This is a genomic window from Halocola ammonii (genome assembly GCF_049334165.1).
Lineage (GTDB): Bacteria > Bacteroidota > Bacteroidia > Flavobacteriales_D > Sanyastnellaceae > JBEGHD01.
This window is the reverse complement of the sequence record NZ_JBEGHD010000011.1, coordinates 44,000-66,881: the sequence shown is the minus strand read 5'-3', so window position 1 is coordinate 66,881 and position 22,882 is coordinate 44,000. Positions and strand designations below refer to the sequence as shown.

General features: G+C 44.9%; 18 protein-coding genes and 5 tRNA genes. 1 reads left to right on the top strand and 22 read right to left on the bottom strand.

Annotation, left to right across the window (positions count from 1 at the left end; translation table 11 throughout):
• Nucleotides 1–13: 13 nt before the first annotated feature.
• From secE to ABHV44_RS11930, 14 genes are all read right to left on the bottom strand, one after another.
• Nucleotides 14–253 carry a preprotein translocase subunit SecE gene (secE, locus tag ABHV44_RS11995; RefSeq protein WP_459074933.1) on the bottom strand — a complete coding sequence of 80 codons (240 nt, stop codon included), beginning with the start codon at nucleotides 251–253 and terminating at the stop codon, nucleotides 14–16.
• A 15-nt stretch (nucleotides 254–268) separates the two neighbouring features.
• A tRNA-Trp gene (locus tag ABHV44_RS11990) sits at nucleotides 269–341 on the bottom strand.
• Between the two features lie 77 nt (nucleotides 342–418).
• Nucleotides 419–1,606 (bottom strand): elongation factor Tu, encoded by a 1,188-nt coding sequence (gene tuf / locus ABHV44_RS11985; protein WP_459074932.1) that lies wholly within the window; start codon nucleotides 1,604–1,606, stop codon nucleotides 419–421.
• A 68-nt stretch (nucleotides 1,607–1,674) separates the two neighbouring features.
• Nucleotides 1,675–1,746, bottom strand: a tRNA-Thr gene (locus tag ABHV44_RS11980).
• 12 nt (nucleotides 1,747–1,758) lie between these two features.
• Nucleotides 1,759–1,831 (bottom strand) — tRNA-Gly (locus ABHV44_RS11975).
• A 20-nt stretch (nucleotides 1,832–1,851) separates the two neighbouring features.
• Nucleotides 1,852–1,934, bottom strand: a tRNA-Tyr gene (locus tag ABHV44_RS11970).
• Nucleotides 1,935–1,947: 13 nt separating this feature from the next.
• Nucleotides 1,948–2,021 (bottom strand) — tRNA-Thr (locus ABHV44_RS11965).
• 139 nt (nucleotides 2,022–2,160) lie between these two features.
• On the bottom strand, nucleotides 2,161–2,463 hold the full coding sequence (gene hpf / locus ABHV44_RS11960; protein WP_459074931.1) for a ribosome hibernation-promoting factor, HPF/YfiA family: 303 nt from the start codon (nucleotides 2,461–2,463) through the stop codon (nucleotides 2,161–2,163).
• Between the two features lie 21 nt (nucleotides 2,464–2,484).
• Complete coding sequence (locus tag ABHV44_RS11955) at nucleotides 2,485–3,369, bottom strand: tyrosine-type recombinase/integrase (protein WP_459074930.1); 885 nt, start codon at nucleotides 3,367–3,369, stop codon at nucleotides 2,485–2,487.
• Nucleotides 3,370–3,448: 79 nt separating this feature from the next.
• Nucleotides 3,449–3,637: a 30S ribosomal protein S21 gene (gene rpsU / locus ABHV44_RS11950; protein ID WP_459074929.1), complete on the bottom strand. Its 189-nt coding sequence runs from the start codon at nucleotides 3,635–3,637 to the stop codon at nucleotides 3,449–3,451.
• A 70-nt stretch (nucleotides 3,638–3,707) separates the two neighbouring features.
• Nucleotides 3,708–4,850, bottom strand: coding sequence for an acyl-CoA dehydrogenase (locus ABHV44_RS11945; RefSeq protein WP_459074928.1), 1,143 nt, complete (start codon nucleotides 4,848–4,850; stop codon nucleotides 3,708–3,710).
• Between the two features lie 14 nt (nucleotides 4,851–4,864).
• Entirely contained in the window at nucleotides 4,865–5,398 is a 534-nt protein-coding gene (locus ABHV44_RS11940; protein WP_459074927.1) for an adenine phosphoribosyltransferase, read from the bottom strand.
• The gene (locus ABHV44_RS11935) at nucleotides 5,391–6,530 is read right to left on the bottom strand and encodes a helix-hairpin-helix domain-containing protein (protein WP_459074926.1); all 1,140 of its coding nucleotides are present in this window, start codon (nucleotides 6,528–6,530) and stop codon (nucleotides 5,391–5,393) included. Before ABHV44_RS11935 ends, ABHV44_RS11940 begins: the two co-directional genes overlap by 8 nt.
• Nucleotides 6,531–6,538: 8 nt before the next feature.
• Entirely contained in the window at nucleotides 6,539–8,533 is a 1,995-nt protein-coding gene (locus tag ABHV44_RS11930; protein ID WP_459074925.1) for an amino acid carrier protein, read from the bottom strand.
• A 177-nt stretch (nucleotides 8,534–8,710) separates the two neighbouring features.
• Between ABHV44_RS11930 and ABHV44_RS11925 the strand changes: the two genes are divergently transcribed.
• Entirely contained in the window at nucleotides 8,711–12,454 is a 3,744-nt protein-coding gene (locus ABHV44_RS11925) for a hydantoinase B/oxoprolinase family protein (RefSeq protein ID WP_459074924.1), read from the top strand.
• Between the two features lie 22 nt (nucleotides 12,455–12,476).
• On the opposite strand, the gene ABHV44_RS11920 is transcribed toward ABHV44_RS11925, so the two are convergent.
• The 8 genes from ABHV44_RS11920 to ABHV44_RS11885 form a co-directional block, all read right to left on the bottom strand.
• On the bottom strand, nucleotides 12,477–13,490 hold the full coding sequence (locus ABHV44_RS11920) for a potassium channel family protein (protein ID WP_459074923.1): 1,014 nt from the start codon (nucleotides 13,488–13,490) through the stop codon (nucleotides 12,477–12,479).
• Between the two features lie 11 nt (nucleotides 13,491–13,501).
• Nucleotides 13,502–13,732 carry a PspC domain-containing protein gene (locus tag ABHV44_RS11915; protein ID WP_459074922.1) on the bottom strand — a complete coding sequence of 77 codons (231 nt, stop codon included), beginning with the start codon at nucleotides 13,730–13,732 and terminating at the stop codon, nucleotides 13,502–13,504.
• Nucleotides 13,713–15,008, bottom strand: a complete 1,296-nt coding sequence (locus tag ABHV44_RS11910) for a DUF2851 family protein (RefSeq protein WP_459074921.1) — start codon at nucleotides 15,006–15,008, stop codon at nucleotides 13,713–13,715. The genes ABHV44_RS11915 and ABHV44_RS11910 overlap by 20 nt, the downstream gene beginning before the upstream one ends.
• 50 nt (nucleotides 15,009–15,058) lie before the next feature.
• Entirely contained in the window at nucleotides 15,059–15,877 is an 819-nt protein-coding gene (gene pyrF, locus ABHV44_RS11905; protein WP_459074920.1) for an orotidine-5'-phosphate decarboxylase, read from the bottom strand.
• Nucleotides 15,874–16,950: a peptide chain release factor 1 gene (prfA, locus tag ABHV44_RS11900; protein WP_459074993.1), complete on the bottom strand. Its 1,077-nt coding sequence runs from the start codon at nucleotides 16,948–16,950 to the stop codon at nucleotides 15,874–15,876. Before prfA ends, pyrF begins: the two co-directional genes overlap by 4 nt.
• Nucleotides 16,951–16,970: 20 nt before the next feature.
• The gene (locus tag ABHV44_RS11895) at nucleotides 16,971–18,140 is read right to left on the bottom strand and encodes an AIR synthase related protein (RefSeq protein WP_459074919.1); all 1,170 of its coding nucleotides are present in this window, start codon (nucleotides 18,138–18,140) and stop codon (nucleotides 16,971–16,973) included.
• Nucleotides 18,141–18,247: 107 nt separating this feature from the next.
• Nucleotides 18,248–20,245 (bottom strand): OmpA family protein, encoded by a 1,998-nt coding sequence (locus tag ABHV44_RS11890; protein WP_459074918.1) that lies wholly within the window; start codon nucleotides 20,243–20,245, stop codon nucleotides 18,248–18,250.
• Between the two features lie 291 nt (nucleotides 20,246–20,536).
• Entirely contained in the window at nucleotides 20,537–22,723 is a 2,187-nt protein-coding gene (locus tag ABHV44_RS11885; protein WP_459074992.1) for a glutamine synthetase III family protein, read from the bottom strand.
• Between the last annotated feature and the right edge of the window lie 159 nt (nucleotides 22,724–22,882).

The following is a 22,882-nucleotide window of genomic DNA, read 5'->3' as shown; positions in this document are numbered from 1 at the left end:
TTGTTATTCGGGATTAGTTAATGAATAAATCGTAGATATATCCGAGAATTCCTTTCCACTGAAAGCCTTCAGCATCGGCCTCAATAGTCCTTACTCCAAACACGTAATCCATAAGGAATACCAGTCCGGCAATGATCAACGAAGCGACAAACACCAACACTGTGCTCGACTGCAATTCTTTCCAGCTCGGCCAGGTCACTTTGTGGAGCAACTCGTTGTAGGACTCCTCTACATATGATTTAATACTCGCCATCTTATTTTTTATTAGCACGGGTGGTAGGACTCGAACCCACAACCAATGGTTTTGGAGACCACTACTCTACCAATTGAGCTACACCCGTAAGTAAAAACAGGAAAATGAAGGCGAAGACTGACGAGCAGCTTCACCTTCATTAGATCCTTTTTTATCTTGTCGATCTTACTCGATCACTTCAGTTACCTGACCTGCACCTACGGTACGGCCACCTTCGCGGATTGCAAAGCGAAGACCTTTGTCCATCGCTACTGGCTGGATCAATTCAACGTTAATTGAAACGTTGTCACCAGGCATTACCATCTCGCGTCCTTCTTCCAGGTTAATTTCACCTGTTACATCGGTGGTACGGAAGTAGAATTGAGGTCTGTATTTGTTGTGGAATGGAGTGTGACGACCACCTTCATCTTTCTTCAACACATAAATTTCAGCTTTGAATTTAGTGTGAGGAGTGATAGAACCTGGGGCAGAAATCACCATACCACGCTTAATTGCTTCTTTTTCGATTCCACGGAGAAGAAGACCAACGTTGTCACCTGCTTCACCGCGATCCAAGATCTTACGGAACATCTCAACTCCGGTAACAGTTGACTTCATCTTCTGCTCTTGCATACCAACGATATCAACTTCATCACCTGTGTTGATTACACCAGCTTCGATACGTCCTGTTGCAACAGTACCACGACCAGTGATTGAGAATACGTCCTCAACTGACATCAAGAATGGCTTCTCGTTATCACGAGGTGGAATTTCGATCCAGCTGTCAACAGCTTCCATAAGCTCTTCAACAGTTTTCACCCATTTCTCTTCACCATTCAATGCACCAAGTGCAGAACCGCTGATGATTGGAGTGTTGTCACCATCGTAATCGTAGAATGAAAGGAGATCACGGATTTCCATTTCTACAAGCTCGAGAAGCTCTTCGTCATCTACGAGGTCTACTTTATTCATGAATACCACGATACGAGGAATACCTACCTGACGTCCAAGAAGGATGTGCTCGCGAGTTTGTGGCATTGGACCGTCAGTGGCCGCAACAACCAAAATCGCACCGTCCATCTGAGCAGCACCAGTTACCATGTTTTTCACATAGTCAGCGTGACCTGGACAGTCTACGTGAGCGTAGTGTCTAGAATCTGTTTGATATTCTACGTGAGCAGTATTGATGGTAATACCCCTTTCTTTCTCCTCAGGAGCGTTATCGATCGTATCGAAATCTCTTCTCTCAGAAAGACCTGATCCTGACAACACAACAGTGATTGCAGCGGTCAAGGTGGTTTTACCATGGTCTACGTGACCGATAGTACCGATGTTCAAGTGCGGTTTGGAACGGTCAAAATTTGCTTTAGCCATAGCCAGTTGATTTTAATTTTACCTTTTTATTGTTCGAATTAATAATGAAAGAAACATTTTCAACTTTGAGCCAATGACGGGACTTGAACCCGTGACCTCGTCCTTACCAAGGACGCGCTCTACCACTGAGCTACATCGGCAAAAGAAAAAAGAGCGGGAGACGAGGTTCGAACTCGCGACATTCAGCTTGGAAGGCTGACGCTCTACCAACTGAGCTACTCCCGCTTTTAATTTCAATTCACTTGTGGGGAGAGCAGGATTCGAACCTGCGAAGGTGTATACCAACAGATTTACAGTCTGTCCTCGTTGGCCGCTTGAGTATCTCCCCTTACAAAATTATGAGCCGGTGGAGGGATTCGAACCCCCGACATGCTGATTACAAATCAGCTGCTCTGGCCAACTGAGCTACACCGGCATTTCACTAAATAATGAACTTCTCTGTGCAAAAAAAAGCACCCCTTTCTTTCAAAAGGAGTGCAAATGTAAAAAAGGAAAGTAATTACGACAAAACAATTTCATTTATTTTTTGAATTGTTTTCTCCTTCCCACTTCTGTCAGGCTCTTGCAGCCGTTTTGGCTTTGTGTTTCTTGATCTGCCTACGCAGCGCTTCAACTACCTCATCTGTAGATTCTTCAAACGATTTGCATTGCTTTTTAGCAAACAAATCTTTCCCCGGAACCGACACTTTAATCTCTGTCAATTTATTTTCGTTGCTCTCGGATTTATCGAGCCTCAAAAAGACTTCTGCTGAGATGATCTGATCGTGAAAAACTTCCAGCTTATTCAACTTCTCTTCAATGAAGTTTAAAAGCTTGCGGTCGGCATCGAAATGGATTGAATGAACTTGTAGTTGCATATCTGTTCCTCCTATTTTTTATTACCCTTTTGGGTGGGTTTGTTTATGAATATTCTTCAACTGTTCAATTGTGTTGTGTGTGTAAACTTGTGTTGCAGCCAAACTGGCGTGACCAAGTAGTTCTTTAATAGAATTTAGTTTTGCTCCGTTGTTGAGCATGTGGGTGGCAAATGTGTGCCTGAGTACATGCGGACTTTTTTTCTTGAGTGTTGTTACATGACTAAGGTAAAAATTAACCTTACCGTAAACAAGTTTTTGACTGAGTTTTTGACCGCTGTCAGAGACCAGTAAAACACTATGGTTTACAGATGTTTGCAACCCTTCCTTCAACTCTAAATATTCGGTGATTAATCGGGTGGTAGCCGGCAGCACAGGAATGATTCTCTCCTTATTTCTCTTACCCAAAACCTTGATCTGATTTTGACTAAAATTAACGTTAGAAGATTTCAAATTGATGAGCTCTGAAAGACGAACTCCAGTCTCGTAGAACAAAAGAATCATGAGCTCATCGCGAACCCCAGAGAAGTCGTCTTCAAACAGATCGGAACTGAACAACTTGTCCATGCTCTTTTGTTCGACAAATACGGGCAGTTTCTTATTCATCTTTGGACCTGTCACCTTTGTCATTGGGTTTACGTCAATCAGGTCGTGCAGTTGCAAGTATCTGTAAAAACTTCTGAGGGTAGAAATCTTGCGATTGACGCTTCGGGCCGACAAGCCTTCTTCCATCATAAGTGCCATCCATGAACGGATGATCTGGTGTGAGACTTCTTCCAGTTTGATGTCTGAATAGAAAACCTCTATGTAGTCTTTAAATTGAATCAGGTCTCTTCGATAAGCATCGAGAGTGTGTGGAGAATACCTTTTCTCGGATTCGAGATAATCGAGGAAGTCATCAAAGTTCATTGAATAAAAAAGGGCGAAAATTCGGATTAATCCAAATTTTCGCCCTTAAATATTATTATAAAGTGAGAGAGGCCCCGGCCTATTCTTCTTGTTTCATCTGGTTGCTGTAGATTGCTTTTTTCAACTGCTCTCTACGTGCTACAGAAGGCTTAGTGTAGTGCTGACGAGCTCTAACTTCTTTCATCCCACCTGTTTTTTCAAATTTCTTTTTGAACTTCTTGAGGGCTCTTTCGATGTTCTCTCCCTCTTTAATTGGTATGATTAGCATATCTCTCCTTTTCTATTTTTCATTGCAAGGGCGCAAATGTATGAATTTTTCTTTTTTCTCCGCAAATAAATTACTCATTAAGTAATTCTCTGGATATCACAAGTTTTTGAATTTCCGAAGTTCCCTCTCCAATTGTGCATAGTTTAGAGTCGCGATAGTGCTTCTCTACAGGGAAATCTTTGGTGTAACCGTAGCCTCCGTGGATTTGAACTCCCTCGGTAGCGCATCTCACTGCAACTTCGGAAGTGTAATATTTGGCCATAGCCGAAATCTTTGTCACCTTCTGATTTTTGTTTTTCAAATCGGCAGCATAGTAAAGCAAAAGCTCCGATGCTTCAATCTCTGTAGCCATATCAGCCAATTTGAACGAAATACCCTGGAAGCTGCTGATCGGCTTACCAAACTGGTGACGTTCCTGAGAATATTTTACAGAAGCCTCAAGTGCACCTTTTGCTATTCCCAGACCAAGCGCTCCGATAGAGATCCTTCCGCCATCGAGAATTTTCATGGCCTGAACAAATCCGTCTCCTTCTTTGCCCAACATTTGACTTTCGTGAACGCGGCAGTTGTCAAAAATCATCTCGGCTGTTTCCGAAGCGCGCATGCCCAGCTTGTTTTCTTTTTTACCTGCTTTGAAGCCTTCTGTTCCTCTCTCAACAACAAATGCCGAAATTCCTTTGCTATCGAGCGGCTCACCCGTGCGGACAAGAACAACGGCAACATCTCCGGAAATCCCGTGAGTGATCCAGTTTTTGGCACCGTTGATCACCCAGTACTCACCGTCTTTCTTAGCTGTGCATTTCATTCGCATAGCGTCCGAACCTGTGTTTGCTTCTGTCAAGCCCCAGGCACCGATATATTCGGCAGTAGCGAGCTTTGGTAAATATTTTTTCTTCTGCTCTTCGTTACCGAACTGCAAAATATGATTTGTGCAGAGGCTGTTGTGAGCTGCTACACTCAACCCGATCGAGCCACACACTTTTGCAATCTCCTCGATCACTGTGATATACTCAAAGTATCCGAGTCCAGCACCGTTGTATTCTTCGGGCACAAGCACTCCCATGAGGCCAAGCTCACCGGCTTTCTTGAACACCTCTACAGGAAATTCTTGAGATTCGTCCCACTCCATCATGCGTGGGCGGATTTCTTTCTCCGCAAAATCTTTCGCCATTTGGGCGATCATTTCTTGATTTTCGCTTCTGTCAAAATTCATTTTTCTTCCTCGGTTTAATAAGCGGCCAAAGTTATAATTTTTCCTTCGTTGTCCTTGAGCTTTTCGCGGCCCTTTAAAAACTCCAATTCTATAATAAAGTTGTATGCCACCACATTGGCTTCTCTCATTTTCACCAATTCGGCAGCTGCGGCTGCAGTGCCGCCCGTTGCCAGCAAGTCATCGTGGATTAAAACATTCCAGCCCGGCTGAATGGAATCTTCGTGAACCTCCATTTCTGCTGAGCCATATTCTAAGTCGTATTTGTAGGAAAGTGTTCGCGCGGGCAGTTTTCCTTTTTTGCGAATCGGAATAAACGGCACTCCAAGTCGCAATGCCAATGGGAACCCAAACAAAAATCCCCGACTCTCAATGCCAACAACAGCATCAATCTTTTGTTCCGCGTAGTCGGCCACCAGATGGTCCACTATTTCATTGCACGCTTGGCTGTCTTCCAAAAGCGGGGTTATGTCCTTAAAAACAATTCCTTCTTTGGGAAAATCCGGCACGTCTCTGATGTGGCTTCGGACGAGTTCTTCTATTCTATTCAATGGTCAGATAGGGTTTTATTTTGTCAAATCTGCTTTGGTCAATGATAACGATTTTGAGAATATCGGAGGTGGATTTATAAAGCCCATGCTGCTCGCGATAGCTGACAATGGCATTAGCGTGTTTCCATTCGAGATAGGGATGCTTCCAAAGTTCTTCGGCTGTTGCAGTATTCACGTTGAGCTTTCTTAGACTAGAAGAATCCAACTCCAGTTGTGACTTCCATTTTACGACTTTTTCTTCTTCGGCCAAATAGACTTCCATCAGCTGATCAAGAGAGTGATAGCCACCCAATTCTTCGCGATATTCAACTATTTGTTCCGCGAAAAAACTTCCGATACCTCTCACCTTTTTCAGCGAAGCCGTGTCGGCAGAATTGATCTCAACTTTCACGATCTCGGCCTTTTCCTTGTAGCGTTCAAAATTTTGCTCAAAAGTTTCTGGCAGCAGAATGTACGGCTTTAGTTTTTCGTAAAGATCCTCATCGACCTGCCAGAGGTTGAGAACATCTCGCTTCGTTTCGAAAGAACCACCGCTCGCTTCGTAGCGCTTTATCGTTTCAGCTTGCTTTCTGGTTAACCCCAACTTCATCCACTTTTCGACTGGCAAGCCATTTGGATCAAATTCGAAAGGTTCAAAAACAACTTTCTCTGACTCTGACTCCCATTGTGGTTTCCGCTCTTTTTCATCGGGCAAAAGAATGAAGGACTCCAATTTTTCATAAAGAGCACTGTCAACCGGATAGAGCTTAAGCACGTCCTTTTTCACCTCGAACTTCCCTCCTTTCGATTCGTATTTCTTCACGATCTCGGCTTCTCGTTCGGTGAGACCGAGTTTCATCCAGTCTTCTTTATCGAGTCCGTTTGGATCAAACTCAAAAGGCTCAAAGACAACTTCCTCTGGTTTAGAATTCGAATCAAATTTTAAAGCCGCTTTTTTCTCAGCCGAAGCAAGAAAAAGCTTCACCTCTTTCAACTCTTCCTCAGAAACACTTTCACCATCCACAGCATAGAACCGTGGCATCAGAAAATAAAAAATGGCAACCCCTGTGAGAGTTGCCATTAGAATGATAAGTCCATTACGTTCCCGACTATTAAAGTGAAAAAAGTCTTTCAGAGAGTCGGGAAGGCGCATGATTCATCTTATTTGTATTTCTTGATTTCACCAGTTTTCACGCGTTTGAAGTAATCCTGCAAGTCGCGATAAACCTCTTTACTCAGAATATAAAGTCCCAAAATATTCGGGAATGCCATACCGAGAATCATCATATCCGAGAAGTCGAGCACAGCTCCGAGACTACTCGATGCCCCCACAATGATGAAGAGCAAGAAAAGTCCTTTATAAATATACTCCGAAGTATTGGAAACACCGAATAGGTAAGTCCAGGATTTGAGTCCGTAGTAAGACCATGAAATCATCGTAGAAAATGCAAAAAGGATAATTGCAACCAGCAACACGTAATTGAACCATGGGAACACGCTTGAGAACGCCTCAGCAGTAAGTGCTGCTCCTGAGAAATCTGATGAACCATCGGCAAACCCAGTGAAGATCAACACGAGTGCAGTCATTGTACAAACCACAACCGTATCGATAAATGGCTCCATCAATGCAACGATACCTTCACTAATCGGCTCGTTTGTTTTCGATGCAGAGTGAGCGATAGATGCAGAACCAACACCAGCCTCGTTGGAGAATGCGGCTCGCTGGAATCCTATCACGAGCACCCCGATAAATCCACCTTTGAGAGCAGTAGCGTTGAAAGCTCCATCGATGATTTGCGAGAATGCAAAACCAATCTTGTCAAAGTTGAAGAAGATGATCAGAAGTGCAAAAATTACATAAACACCAACCATCAGTGGGACAATTTTGTCTGTCACTTTCGCGATACTCCTGATTCCACCAACGATTACGATCCCTACAAGCACTGCTAACACAACACCAAACCAGAATCCATACTGACCAATATTTTCAAACTGTCCACCGAAAACGTTTCTCACTTGCTCAAACGCCTGGTTCGACTGGAACATGTTTCCCCCACCGAATGAAGCCAGGATACAGAGCACTGCAAAAACGATAGCCAGCGTTTTACCCAGGCCAGCCATTCCTCTTAGCTTAAGTGCCTTGCTCAGGTAGTACATCGGACCACCGTAAACTTTCCCGTTTTCATCGATGTCACGGTATTTCACAGCAAGTGTACATTCAACGAATTTGGAAGTCATCCCGAGCAAACCGGCAATAATGATCCAGAACGAAGCTCCAGGACCACCGAGGGTAATAGCGACAGCTACACCAGCGATGTTACCCAAGCCGACAGTTGCAGAAAGTGCAGTAGCCAATGCCTGAAAGTGAGAAACCTCACCTTTATCGTTAGGATTACTAAAGTCTCCACGGACCAACTGAACCGCGTGCTTAATTCCGCGGAAGTTGATAAACTTCATTCGAAAAGTGAAGAAAGTGGCTCCGAGAATTAGCCATACCACAACAATAGGAATACTGTTTTTCTCTGGGATTGGCTCACCTTTAGGTGTGGTGAGGTAGCGACCTTTGTCATCAACTTGAATAAGCGGCTGCTCCTGATCGAAGTGAATCGTAGCTACCAAGTGAGAGCGAACATCGATCGCCAGCTCATCGTCATTAGGGTCGTAAACCTTTTCTCCTTCTTTTGCATCGAGCTGAATCGTTCCTTCTTCGCGGGCATAAATTCCATGAACGCCTCCGAGGTTTGTTTCCACCTCACCAATTTTCTGTGCTCTCTCTACTCTGTCGCCATCTTCCACCAGCCACCTTTTGATGTGAAGTGTTTCCACTCCTTCTTTTTGCCAGCCGCTAGCTTTGAGTGAAACCTTATCGGTGATTACTCGCGGATCATAAATTCCAATCGCTTCAAACGGATCCCAGAACAGAACCTCTGTTAGAGCAGCTACTACCGGTTCAAAAACACTGTTGATGGCCGCTGTAACTCCGCCCTCCTCTTCAATGGCCTCTTCGTGCTCATTTCCAAGTTCCTGATTCGCTTCTTCCTTAGAAACTACATTCGAAGATGAATCGTCTTGAATGGAGTCATTTTGAGCGTAAAAAACACTCGAGAAGGAAAATAAAACTGCTACTAGAAATACGCGTGTAATCGTCTTTCCCATAAGGTTCGTTGGTTATTTCGGTTTCGCAAAAAGCCAAATATAACTACAATTTGCAATTGACAAAAGGTAATTGGTCTTGCCCAGCTCCTTCAAGGAAATTGAAGAACAAAGGACCGCTCTGAACATTGACCGCCCGAAATTCCTTAGAATTGTCATAAATCGTTTAATTAGTCAGTTATGAGCCACTGGAAAATCTGGATTGACACGGGAGGAACTTTTACCGATTGCATAGCAAAAAACCCTCAGGGAGAAACCGTTAGAAGAAAAGTGCTGAGCAGCGGAAAATTGCGTGGCAAAATACAATCCACCGAGAACAGCAATGTATTGGTTTCGGAAAAATGGAAGATTGATAAGGATATTTTTAAGGGTTATCAATTCTCAATCCCCGATCTGGATTTTAAAAGTGTGGTCATCAAATTTGATTCTGACCAGAATCATTTCGATCTGCAAGATCCCATTCCAGAAAACTCAGCAAACAAAGATTTTGAAATCACGGCAGGTGAAGAGGCTCCGATTCTCGCAGTGCGACTGATCACTTCAACTCCACTTGGTAGTGATTTTCCTGAAATAGAAATGAGGCTGGGCACCACCAAAGGAACAAATGCCTTGTTGGAAAAAAACGGTGACGAGCCTCTGCTGATCGTCACCAAAGGCTTTTCTGACCTTCTAAAAATAGGAACCCAACAGCGCAAAGATCTTTTTAATCTCAACGTTAAAAAACCTTCGCCACTTGCTACCCATGTTGTAGAACTCAACGAAAGAGTGAGTTCAAAAGGAGAAATTATTCAGGAAGTGGATGAGCGTAAATTGCTGGAGGTGGCAGAAAAGTGTTCTTCAAAGGGGATTAACAATGTGAGTGTTTGCCTGCTCAACAGCTTTAAAGATATTTCGCATGAGCAAAAAGTCGCAGAGGCATTAAAAAATGCAGGAGTTGAGTACGTAACACAATCGGCCAAACTCTTGCCGGAAATCAATTACCTCGATCGCACCGAAACTGCGGTGGTCAACTCTTACCTTCTCCCCATTGTCGACAATTATCTCAACGGAATAGAAAAGCATGTCTCCACCCTCAACGTGATGAAGAGCTCTGGCGGACTCGCGGGAAGACACGACTTTGAACCTAAAGACAGTCTCCTCAGCGGGCCGGCCGGTGGAGTTGTTGCCGGCTCCGTGATCGCCCGCCAAACTGGTGAAGACAAAGTGATCACGTTCGACATGGGCGGAACGAGCTCGGATGTGGCTCGCTACTACGAGCGCTACGACTACACCTACAACACAACCATTGGCGATGCGCACATCAGCGGACCGGCACTTCACATTCACACCGTTGCTGCCGGTGGCGGATCAGTTTGCGATTTTGACGGGAAAAAATTCACCGTAGGACCCGAAAGTGGTGGGGCACAACCGGGGCCAGCGAGCTACGGAGCTGGAGGCCCTCTTTGTATCACAGATGTCAACCTGCTACTCGGCAAAATGGCTACCGACAAAATGAGCATTCCGCTAAATCGGGAAGCAGCTCAGTCGGCTCTGGAAAAAATTCTCGAGAGAGGGGAAACGAGTGGATCTAAAGAGCAAGTACTGCAAGGATTTCTCGACATCGCTAATGAAAAAATGGCTGATGCCATCAGAAAAATCTCGGTTGGGAAAGGCTACGATCCAGCTGAATATGCGTTGCTCGCTTTTGGCGGAGCCGGAGGAATGCATGCCTGCAAGGTGGCTGAGTTGCTCAACATGAAAAAACTAATCATCCCACAAGACGCAGGAATACTAAGTGCTTTTGGAATTGGAAATGCACTCGAGGAACGCTTCGTTTCCAAACAGCTGCTCACTTCTCTCGAGAACGCATCGGAGATTGACAAGGCAATTGAAAATGCATCAGATGAAGCACTTCAGGAACTCAAAGAAGTCGGTTACAGCGAAGAGGAAATCCACGTTCGTCACGTGTTTTGCTACCTGCGTTTCGAAGGTCAGGAGCACAACATCGAAATCGACAGAAATGAGACCGACAACCTGGAAGCGGCCTTCGAGGAAACTTACCGCTCGCTTTACGGCCACTACATCACTGATAGAAAAATAGAACTCGACACAATCAAGGTCGTTGCAAGTACTCGCGAAGAAAAAATTGAAGTTGCTCCGGTACCCTCCGAAAAAATCCCGGCAAAGCCAATTAAAAAACAACAGGCCTGGACCGGTAATGAGATGGAAGAAGTTGGAGTTTTCGACATCGATCAAATGCAGCCCGGGTCTTTCTTCCGCGGACCAGCGATTTTGGTTTTCCCCACATCTACCACTTTTATCGAAAAAAACTGGTCTGCCAGTTTCGATGAAAATTTAACACTGCGCGTAAAGAGAAAACAGACTGAAAAAACCAAAGCTCTCGATCAACCAGAAGAGGTACAACTCGAACTTTTTAGCAATCGCTTCACCAGAATTGCCGAAGAAATGGGAGCGCTGCTTCAGCGAACTGCCTTTTCGGTTAACGTAAAAGAACGGCTCGACTTTTCTTGCGCCTTGCTCGACACCAATGGAGATTTGGTGGTGAACGCGCCTCACATACCTGTTCACCTTGGGGCATTGGGTGTTTGTGTTAAGGCCGTTAGAGGGGAACTCGATCTTCAGGAAGGCGATGTAGCAATTACAAATCACCCTGGTTTTGGTGGCTCCCATTTGCCGGATGTCACTTTGGTGATGCCGATTTTTCACAAGGGAAATCTGATTGGTTACGCGGCCAACAGAGCGCACCATGCAGAAATTGGCGGAATTACTCCCGGATCGATGCCGGCCAGAGCAACCCGTCTGGCCCAGGAAGGCGTAGTGATTGCCCCTACCTACATAATGAAAAATGGCGAGGTGAAATGGCAAGAAATTGAAGAACGGCTTACATCGGGGAAATATCCGACCAGAGCACTTCAGGAGAACCTGGCCGATCTAAATGCCGCACTTGCTTCACTCAATTCGGGAAAAACCCAACTCGTGGAGCTGGTCGAAAAAGAAGGAAGAGAAAAAGTGATGCACTACATGCACTCACTGAAAAAATACGCTAGCGATAGCCTTTGGAGAGCTCTCAAATCTTTTGGTCAAAAAAACTGGCAGGCAGTGGAAAAGCTAGACGATGGAAGTCAGTTGGCTGTAAAAATCGAAATGGGTGAAAAGTTAGTTTTCGACTTTGAGGGAACTTCGCCCACTCACCCAAAAAACCTCAATGCCAACAGAGCAATTACCACTAGTGTCTTGCTCTACGTGATGCGCCTCATCGCTGGAGAGAACATTCCGCTCAATGAGGGAATGCTCGACAAAGTCGAGATCCGACTTCCAGAAGATTGCATGCTCAACCCAACTTTTAGTGAAGATCCTGAAGAGTGCCCTGCCGTGGTTGGAGGAAATGTTGAAATCAGCCAGCGATTGACCGACACACTCCTGAAAGCGTTCGAACTGGCAGCTTGTAGCCAGGGAACGATGAACAACGTGCTCTTTGGAAACGACCGTTTTGGCTACTACGAAACTATTTGCGGAGGAACCGGAGCGGGACCAAATTTCGATGGGGCCGATGGAGTTCACCAGCACATGACTAACACGCGAATTACGGACGCAGAAATCATGGAATATCGCTATCCGGTGCGGGTTCGTGACTTTTCAATCCTCAAAGGTTCGGGTGGTGCCGGAAACCACAGAGGTGGAAATGGCGTGAAACGGGAACTTGAATTCCTGGAGGATGTCACTCTCACTGTTCTCACTCAACACAGAACCACTGCACCTTACGGAATGAATGGAGGTGCTCCCGGGCGAAGCGGTAGTCAGATGGTGAGACGGAAAAACGGAAATATTGAGCCGATGGAATTTATCGACACTTCGGAGCTAAAGGCTGGAGACAGATTTATCATTGAGACTCCAGGAGGTGGTGGATTCGGAAGGAAAAGTTAGTTTTCTGAAAGCAGAGAAGACTCTAGTTCAGACCCAGTTCTTTGTTCAGGTCATCGATTTGTTGACGTTGACCCAACACAAAAATTTTGGCGTGTTTCGTAAGTCGATCGTCCGGACCTGGATTTAGAACAAATTCACCATCTTCGCTTTTGAGACCGATAATGTTCACTCCGAAACGCTTTCGAATGTCGAGTTCGCGAAGTGTTTTATCTTTCATTTCATCAGGCAAGTCTTTACAGGCTATCTCCTCGAGATTGACATTGCCCTCACCCGCCACCGAGATTTGATTTACAAAGTCGAATACATCAGGACTCGTAACCATAGAAGCCATCTGTCCCCCTCCCACTTTATCGGGCATGATAACATTATTGGCACCACCAATGATCAGCTTCTTTTCAGTAGTATCCACAGACGCTCGACTCACAATTTGTATTGTTCCATTCAGTTCCCTTGCAGTTACCACAACAAACAAGTTTTCAGCGTCATCAGGCAGTGCAGATATTAAAGCACTTGCCTTTTTGACATGGGCTTTTTCAAGTGTTTCATCTTCAACGGCATTTCCATGCAAGTGTAAAATCCCGTCCTCCTTAAGCTCTTCGCAAGTCTCTTCACTTTCATCTATTACTATGAATTCATAATTGTGCTTTTGCAGGTGATTACAAGCCATTCTGCCTACACGACCATAGCCACACACAATAACATGATCGTTTAGATCATCAATGCGATTTTTCATTTTGAGAATTTTTAGTTGATCCTGAAATTTTCCGGTTACGAAGAAGCTAGTCACCGCAGAAACGGTGTAAGCAAAAACACCAAAACTGAAAACAATTAGAAAAATAGTAAAGACCTGTCCACTAGGTGAAAGGTCTCCCACCTCCTTATAGCCTACTGTAGAAACAGTAATGACAGTCATGTAAAGAGAATCCAAAAAGCTAAAACCCTCAATTAGCATGTAGCCAGTGATTCCACCAACGAGAATGATGAAAATAATACCTAAGGCGAGATAGATGCGCTTAAAAGACTCAGTACTCAGCAAGGTCGACAGCTTTACTCAAGTTCCCAAATGGTTTTGCGCTTCTTTTTCAGCTTGAAGTAATTCTTGTTTTCAAGAACAAAGGCCATCACAAGATAAACTATGATAGGCGAACCGAGAGTAATAAAAGACAAATAAATAAATGATAGGCGAACCTTGTGCGCCTTGATGCCGAGCTTGTCGCCCCACCACGCGCATACACCAAAAGCTTGCTTTTCGAAGAAATCAAATATCCTGTTTATCATGACGATTTGCTTTTAGTAATTGAACACCAATATGGCAATTTAAGCATTTTTTGTGAGTGCAGTATTCGTTCTTTAACTCTATGAGAGCCTGACTGTCGTAGGCGTTCTCAGCTTCAATCCCAAGTTTCTTCCAGTTGCGGATGATCTGATTGTTTTCAGCTCCGCAAGATTGAAGCAATCGAAAAGCCCGATTGACAAATCTCTCTTCTTTCTTGTAGCGGCCGTAAACAAAAAGAAAAGGAACGACTGTATTGATGATAATATTTTCAACTGAGGACTTCCCGAGTTTTTTCACGCGCTTTTTCGACTCTTTGCTAAATGTATAGTGCCGATCCCAAAACTCACTGGCTTGAACATCCAGCAAGAGATGCACTTCTTTCGGCTCTTCAATTTCGATAAATTTTGAGAAAAGGTTGCTCGACTTGTAAATTAAGTGAGCAAACTGAGCAATCCTCACGTAAGGAAAATTCGAAGGCATCAATCTCAGGAGTTTCCAGTTGGCGGAGGCGATTGGCTTCAAATCAAATTTACTCTTCAAAAAATTATATTCGTTGATCAGGTCGTTTTCGTAGTAGTTCTCTGCTTCTTCGGGGAGCAAGCCCGACTGGCCAAAGAGCAATGCCTCAATTTGAAACTGACTCGATTTGTGCTTTCCCAAAATTTTCAGCGGGAGTGATTCCGCCAGCCGCTCAAAAGCATGGGCATTCACCTTGAAGCCAAAGTTGCGTGCAAGAATCTGATAAAGCGTTTCGCTCCAATCGTATTTATTGGCTTCGAGCTTGTCAGATATGTAATCGGTCTTTCGTTCCAGCCTTTCTACAATCAGCCGGTCGAGCCACGAACTCATGTAAAAAGATTTCACCTGATGGATATGGGAAGCACATGGGATCCAGGTCTTGTTTTTCAAAAACTGCTGATAGCGATGGTAGGCATCCATGTAGATGTAGCCGGAAACCACCAGAGTTGGCAAGTCGCCCTCCTGCCTCAAATGAACCGGTCGGTCGTTGTTGAGGACTACGTGCAAAATCACGTTGTCATAATTCTCGTCTTGGTGGTGTTTGTGTGCCCACCAGTCGGAAGCATTCTGGTGGATTTCTACATTTCCAAACCACTCGCGCTCTCCGAGTTTGATTCGGGCCTGAAGGAAATCGGGACCTGCATTGAAGTTGTGAACTCCGGGCTTGAGCACCGTAATGGGTTCACCTTCGGTTGTTTTGAGCCGGGGCGTAGTAAAGAGCTGGAATTTCCAGAGGTAGTGCAAAAAATCTTCGTTCATGGCTAAGGCTTTTCAAAAATGAAATTAGCACAAAGCTGATAACAAAGCAATTAGATCACTCCCTTTTCTCTGAGTAGGGCTTCCATTTCGGATTGTAAACTTTCGGCCTGGGCTCGTGCAGCGGTTTCAAAATCGCTTCCGTTGGACGCGTAAAGAATGCTTCTCGAAGCGTTTACCAACAAACCGCAATCTTTATTCATGCCGTAGTGAGCTACGTCTTTCAGGCTTCCGCCCTGGGCTCCCACTCCGGGAACCAACAAAAAGTGATCGGGAATAATTTTGCGAATGTCTCCCAACATTTCTGCACGCGTTGCGCCCACTACAAACATGGTGTTCTCAGCAGTTCCCCAACCTTTTACTCGCTTGATGATTTTTTGATAGAGTGGGGTGTCCTTGTCGTAGATAAATTGAAAGTCGAGCGCTCCGGGGTTTGAGGTCAAAGCCAGCACGATCGCCCATTTCCCAGGATAACTCAGAAATGGTTTGATAGAATCTTCTCCCATGTAAGGAGCCACTGTAACTGAGTCGCACTTTAGCTCTTCGAAAAATGCATTGGCGTAGTACGAAGATGAATTTCCGATGTCTCCTCTCTTAGCATCGGCAATCACAAAAATGTCATCGGGCAGATAGTCGATGGTTCTTTCGAGACTTTTCCAACCCTGCAAACCGTAGCGTTCGTAAAAAGCGAGGTTTGGTTTAAAAGCTACTGCCAAATCTTTTGTCGCATCGATGATCGACTTGTTGAAAGCAAAAATCGGATCTTCGGTATTCTTGAAGTGATCCGGAATTTTGTCGAGGTCAGTGTCTAGTCCAATGCAGAGAAATGACTTCTTCTTTTTAATGTTTTCAATCAGTTGCTCTCTTGTCATGAGTCTTCTCCGGCTTTAAGTTTCTCAGAGTTTTCGGCCATTTTCAGCGCATCGATGATTTCCTGAATTTCACCTCCATCGATCACGCTTGAAAGGTTGTAAAGAGTGAGATTAATTCGGTGATCGGTCACTCTTCCCTGTGGGTAATTATAGGTTCGGATTTTAGCAGAGCGGTCACCGGTAGAAACCAGGGACTTTCTTTCCGCAGCTCGTTCAGCTTGCTTTTTCTCCAGCTCTTTTTCATAAAGTCTAGAACGCAAAACCTGAACTGCCTTCTCGTAGTTTTTGTGCTGACTTCTTCCATCCTGGCACTCCACCACCATTCCTGAAGGGATGTGGGTGAGGCGAACGGCACTTTCTGTTTTGTTTACGTGCTGACCACCTGCTCCTGATGAGCGATAAGTGTCCTTTTTCACATCCGACATGTTCAGGTCGATATCCACTTCATCGGCTTCTGGAAGCACTGCCACAGACGCAGCACTGGTGTGAACCCTTCCCTGGCTTTCTGTTGCCGGAACACGTTGAACACGGTGCACTCCAGATTCGTATTTCATAGTACCATACACTTCATCCCCGGAAACACTAAATGTGATTTCCTTGAATCCGCCCATCGTACCCTCGTTGATATTGGCGATATCGAGCTTCCAGCCTTTTCCTTCAATGTACTTGGTGTACATTCTAAAAAGGTCACCTGCAAAAATACTGGCTTCGTCACCACCAGCTCCGGCACGAATTTCAACGATAACATCTTTCTTGTCTTCCGGATCTTTGGGGATGAGCATGAACTTGATTTCTTCCTCGAGCTTGTCGCGCTCTTTCTCCAGATCGTGCAGCTCTTCTTTAGCCATTTCCTTCATCTCCGGATCGTCATCCTGCTCAATCATTTCACGTGAAGAAGAAATGTTGTCCAGTACATTTTTGTACACATCGTGCATTTTGCTGTACTGTTCCAATTCGCTGTATTCTTTCATCAGCTTGGCGTAGCGCGTTTGATCCGCAATCACGTCAGGGTCGACAACTAGCTTGCCTACCTCACGATAGCGATCGGCAATTGCTGCCAGTTTGCTCAACAAATCACTCATCTCAAATTGGATTAATATTCAAAAGTTCCGTGCTCCGTGTCGATCGTGAGACTGGCTTTTTCAGCTTTTTCACAACGGCCAACGATCTGAGCATCCACGCCAAAGGATTTCGAAATTTCGATCACTTCAGACGCATATTCTTCAGGAAGGTAAATCTCCATGCGGTGGCCCATATTGAACACCTTGTACATCTCTTTCCACTCAGTACCAGACTCTTCCTGAATCATCTTGAAAAGCGGTGGAGTTGGAAAAAGATTGTCTTTTACGACATGAAGATCGTCCACAAAATGTAGCACCTTGGTTTGGGCTCCACCACTACAGTGAACCATTCCATGGATTTTGTCACGGTGCGATTCTAGTAGCTTCGAAATGATTGGAGTGTAAGTTCGAGTTGGGGATAAAACCATTTTCCCAGCATCAATTGGCACTCCGTCAACCTTGTCAGTTAATTTTTTACTTCCCGAATAAATCAACTCTGAAGGCACTCCAGGATCGAAACTCTCGGGAAACTTGCTTTTCAGCTCACCGCCAAAGACATCGTGACGAGCGGAAGTAAGGCCGTTGCTGCCCATTCCCCCGTTGTATTCTTTCTCGTATTTGGCCTTTCCAAAAGAGGAAAGTCCGACTATCACATCGCCATCGGATATATTGCTATTGTCGATCACCCGGTCGCGCTTCATGCGGCTCACCACTGTAGAATCGACAATGATCGTTCTCACCAAATCACCCACATCGGCTGTTTCGCCACCAGTAGAATAAATCGAAAGTCCCATTTCGCGCAAGTCGGCAAGCAACTCTTCAGTGCCATTGATGATTGCCGAAATCACTTCTCCTGGTACCAGGTTTTTGTTTCTGCCGATGGTCGAAGAAACCAGAATGTTCTCGGTTGCACCAACACACAACAGATCGTCCACATTCATGATCAATGCATCCTGGGCAATCCCCTTCCACACCGACAAGTCACCAGTTTCTTTCCAGTACATGTAAGCCAGCGAAGATTTTGTACCTGCTCCATCGGCATGCATCACCACGCAGTGATCTTCACTGCCTGTGAGATAATCTGGGATAATCTTGCAAAACGCCTTCGGGAACAGACCTTTATCGATGTTTTCAATGGCCTTGTGAACGTCTTCTTTTGACGCGGACACTCCCCTGGCATCGTATCTAGATTCGGTTGGCATACTGTGATTTTTTGTAGTGCTCCAAAAATTTGGCGCAAAGATAAGGGGCTGACCCGACATGCAGGCCAGCCCCTTTCAATATTTTATCGACTGATTGTTAACCTCCGCTAATTGTTCTGAGGCGGTACATAATCATTGCTTCGAATAGTAAAGACTGTCCGCCTGTTTTTCTGGTGGGCAGCTTCTTTTGCTTCCTCAGTAGCCATGGCACTGATTTGCTTATCGGTGATCTTAGGCTCTTCCTCACCTTTACCAACGGCATATAGTCGAGCCTTGTCGATTCCCTGATCAATAAGATAATCTACACAAGTCTGTGCACGTCTTTGAGAAAGTTCCTGGTTGTAGGAAGCTGAACCTCGCGTATCGGTGTGTGCCTCGAGGTTAATTACGAGCGTTGGGTTTTTCTCCAAAAGGTCAACAAGGTATTGAAGTGAATCCGGTGAGTTCACCGTGTCGTTAACAAGGAGGTTTGCTTTGTTGAATGGATAAAGTACAGTCGGGAAAGTGTACTCTTTATCAATTCTGATTTCCTGAATAAAGTACTCACGAGCAAAAGTTGTAGACTCGCTGAGGCCAACAGTACTGAACTGATCACCTGTTCCGATGTAATTCTCTTTAGAAACATCCACCGTGTAGTTCGTTTCTGGTTTAATTTCACCATCACAAAGTGAGAAGCCACCGTTTTCATCTGTCGTCAACTCGAAAGAAGAACCGTCAGATCCATTTACAATTACTCTCGCATTTGGGATTGTAGCTGCAGTTTCGTCATCGTAAACCGTAGCCTGAAGGCAGAACTCAAGAGGTGGCATTTTGAATGAGTAGATGTCATCCAAACCTTTTCCGCCATCGCGGCTAGAAGTGAAAAGTCCTTTATCTTCTTCTCCTTCGAAAATAATTCCGTAGTCGTCAGCTGCAGTGTTGATCGGGTAGCCCATGTTTTTCACATTTCCCCACTCGCGATCACCTGTTGCTTCAGCTTCGTAAATGTCCAGTCCTCCAAGACCACCATCGTGACCGTTTGAGGCGAAGTAAAGAGTTCCGTCTTCGCGGATGTAGGGAAAGCGTTCGTCATCTGCAGTATTGATCTGCGGACCGAGGTTGGTGATATTTGTCCAAACATCTTCTCTTCTGTCGTAAGTTGCCATCCAGAGGTCCCTTCCACCCTGGCCACCTGGCATGTTTGAAACGAAAATCATGTACTCATCATCCGGGCTGATCCATGGATTACCAACGTGGCTCGAGTCGTCTTGCTCTCTGTCGATCATTGGCACGAGCTCTGAAACTCCGTAGTCGTTACCTCTTTTCTGTGCCTTGTAAATCTTACAAGGTAGGCGCCCGTCATCGTTAAATTCACAGCGAGTGAAGTACATGTCGCTCATTCTGCTATCGAAAGAGCCGGTTCCTTCGTTAGACTTTGTATTAACAGTACTGTTCAATGGAACTGGTGTGCTCCACTTTCCTTTTTTGTCTCTTTTGGCAGAGAAAAGATCCATGAAGTTGTTTCCAGTCTTTGGATCGGTGTCGTCTCCCTGAGCGCTTGGACGCGAGCTGGAGAAAACGATTTCTTCCAACCTTCTATCCGAAAACGCAGGGCTGAAATCGAAGTACTCAGTGTTGAGCAAAATTTCGTTTTCTACGATGTAGCGCGATTCCGGGTCTTCGAATTGCTCTGCAGCTTTCTCTGCTGCTTCTATCATCATATCAGCTTTTCCCTGATCTCCACCTTCGCGAGCGTAGCTGTTGAACTGCTCCACTGCCTCATCATATCGCTGCTGATTCAGCATTACTTCACCTAAGCGATAAAACACAATTGGATCCTGAGTGTGGTATCTGGCAGTGAGAGCTTTTTTGTAATACTCCTCAGCGTTTTCGTTTTGGGTTACCTGGCGATAGCACTCTCCTATTCTAAAAAGGATGTAAGCCGCTCTTTCGAGGTCATCCTCTTTTTCGTAAGCTGTTTTGTAAAGGTCTGCTGCTTCGTGGAAGCCTTCATTATCGTACTCAACTTCAGCTACGATAAATTGTTTGCTCTTGTCCTGACCGTAAGAAGACAGTGAAAAAGCAATGAATAGAAAAGAGTATAGTAAGATTTGAGCTGTTCTCATTTGTATCGAAAATTTAACGACATTGGATAATAGTAAGGGCGAAAATAATGAAATAATAATTAGATACACAAATGCATTATGCCGCCAGAGCGTGCATGATTCAAAGAAATCAGCGGATGTGCTACTTAGGCAAAGTCAAAAACATTCATTACAGTTTCCAACATCCTATGCGACTTTTTTAACATGTGCTTTATTAAACGCCTGTTAGACGAATTCATTTCACAAAAAAACCGGGGAGCACCTTTTTAGCACTTCCCCGGTCTTGCAGGTTAAAAAATTGTCCGTCTGGACCTAGCGCGTAAAAAGTAATTCTCTGAGCTTCGGCATTGGCCACACCTCATCGTCAATCAGCGACTCAAGGTGATCAGAGTGAATTCTAATCTCTTCAGTGATTGGCTTCATTGAGTGGGCATAAATCTCAGCGATTTTCTGAACATCCTCTTCTCTGTCAATCTCCTCTGACTTTTCGTGAAGTAGATCCAGTTGCTCGCGAATACCGTTTACGTGATCGGAGATGTCGCGAATCAATTTGATCTGAGTTTGTGAAGCAGTTCCTGCATCATTTCCGAGCACGTCCATCAATCCTTTCACATTTTCAATCAATCTGTTCTGGTAAGTGATGGCCGCAGGAATGACGTGGTTTTGAGCAAGGTCTCCGCAAACTTTCGCTTCGATCTGTCTTCTTAGAATAAAGTTTTCCATCTCAACTTCCCAGCGCGCGTCCAACTCCTGGGGTGCAAGGACATTCAGACGATCAAACATCTCGCGAACGTCTTTATTGAGCCAGGTTCCAAGTGCTGAAGGTGTGTCTTTCAGGTTTGAAAGACCGCGCTTCTCAGCTTCTTTCACCCATTCTTCACTATAGCCGTTTCCTTCAAAACGAACATCTTTCGACTCTTTGATGAGCTTTTGGAGTTCTTTCAGAATTGCTTCGTCTTTTTTCAATCCGTCTTTAATGCGCTTATCTACAGCTTTCTTAAATTTCTGAAGCTGGTCAGCCATAATCGTGTTGAGCGCGATCATCGCATTGGCACAGTTGGCACTCGAACCAACAGCACGGAACTCAAATTTGTTACCAGTAAAAGCAAACGGTGAAGTTCTGTTTCTGTCGGTGTTGTCAAGCAGGAACTGAGGAATCTTTCCGATCTCAAGCTTGAGTTCGGTTTTGTCCTCTGGAGTCATTTTTCCTGCTTTCACGTTTTTCTCGAGGTCATCCAAAAGTTGGGTGAGCTGCGAACCGATAAAAACTGAAATAATTGCCGGAGGCGCCTCGTGAGCTCCGAGTCTGTGATCATTCCCTGCAGAAGCAATGCTTGCGCGAAGGACGTCTGCATGATTGTGAATGGCCATGATCGTATTCACAAGGAATGTGAGAAACTGAAGGTTCGATTTAGGATTCTTGCCCGGCTTCAATAGGTTCACTCCTGTATCAGTGCTGAGTGACCAGTTGTTGTGCTTTCCTGAACCGTTCAAACCAGCAAATGGCTTTTCGTGAATCAGTACGCGGAAATCGTGTTTCTTAGCCACTTTCTCGAGAAGGTCCATCACAAGCAGGTTGTGATCGTTGGCCAGGTTGGCCTCCTCAAACATCGGAGCCATCTCAAACTGGTTTGGCGCTACCTCATTGTGGCGAGTAGTCACCGGAATTCCAAGTCTGTGCGACTCCACTTCAAAATCTTGCATGCAAGCCATCACTCGCTCGGGAATAGAACCGAAATAGTGGTCGTCAAGTTGCTGACCTTTGGCCGGTGCGTGCCCAAAAAGGGCTCTTCCGGTTAATGCAATGTCTGGGCGAGCGTTGTAAAGTGCCTTGTCAACGAGGAAGTACTCCTGCTCCCATCCGAGAGTAGTATTCACACGTTTTACATTCTTATCGAAATACTTACATACATCAGTTGCCGCTTTGTCGACAGCATTCAACGCTTTAATAAGAGGCATTTTATAGTCGAGTGCAAAACCGGTGTAAGAAATAAAGATCGTTGGAATACAAAGTGTGTTTCCGATAATGAATGCCGGAGACGATGGATCCCAAAGCGTGTAACCGCGAGCTTCGAAAGTGTTTCGAATCCCTCCACTCGGGAAGGAACTGGCATCAGGCTCTTGTTGAACAAGCAACGAACCGTCAAATTTCTCTAGCGCTCTTCCATCACCTGTTGGTGTGATGAACGAATCATGCTTTTCTGCTGTGGCACCTGTTAGCGGCTGAAACCAGTGCGTGTAATGCGTTGCACCGCGGTTCATCGCCCACTCTTTCATGGCAGAAGCTACCTGATCTGCAAGCTTTCGATCGATGCGAGTACCTTTATAAGTAGCTCCCATCACACTTTCGTAAGCTTCGTCAGTCAGGTATTCACGCATGGCATAAGGGCCAAAAACGTTTTCACCGTAGAAATCCGAGATTTTCTTCGAGGGCGGAGTTTGGTAAAGCGGTTTGCGATGAAAAACATCTTCTAGCGCTTTGATTCTGAAAGTCGGCATGTTGCTGTGATTTTGTGGCATTGATTAATAATTTGCAAATGTAAATGATAACAACTCCGATTTCGACAATTTTTATTCTCTTTTTTCAACGACCCCTAATTTTTTAGGGGGTAAAAAATGTTTTTCCCTCTTTTGCTGCCAGACACCCTTCTTTTAGCC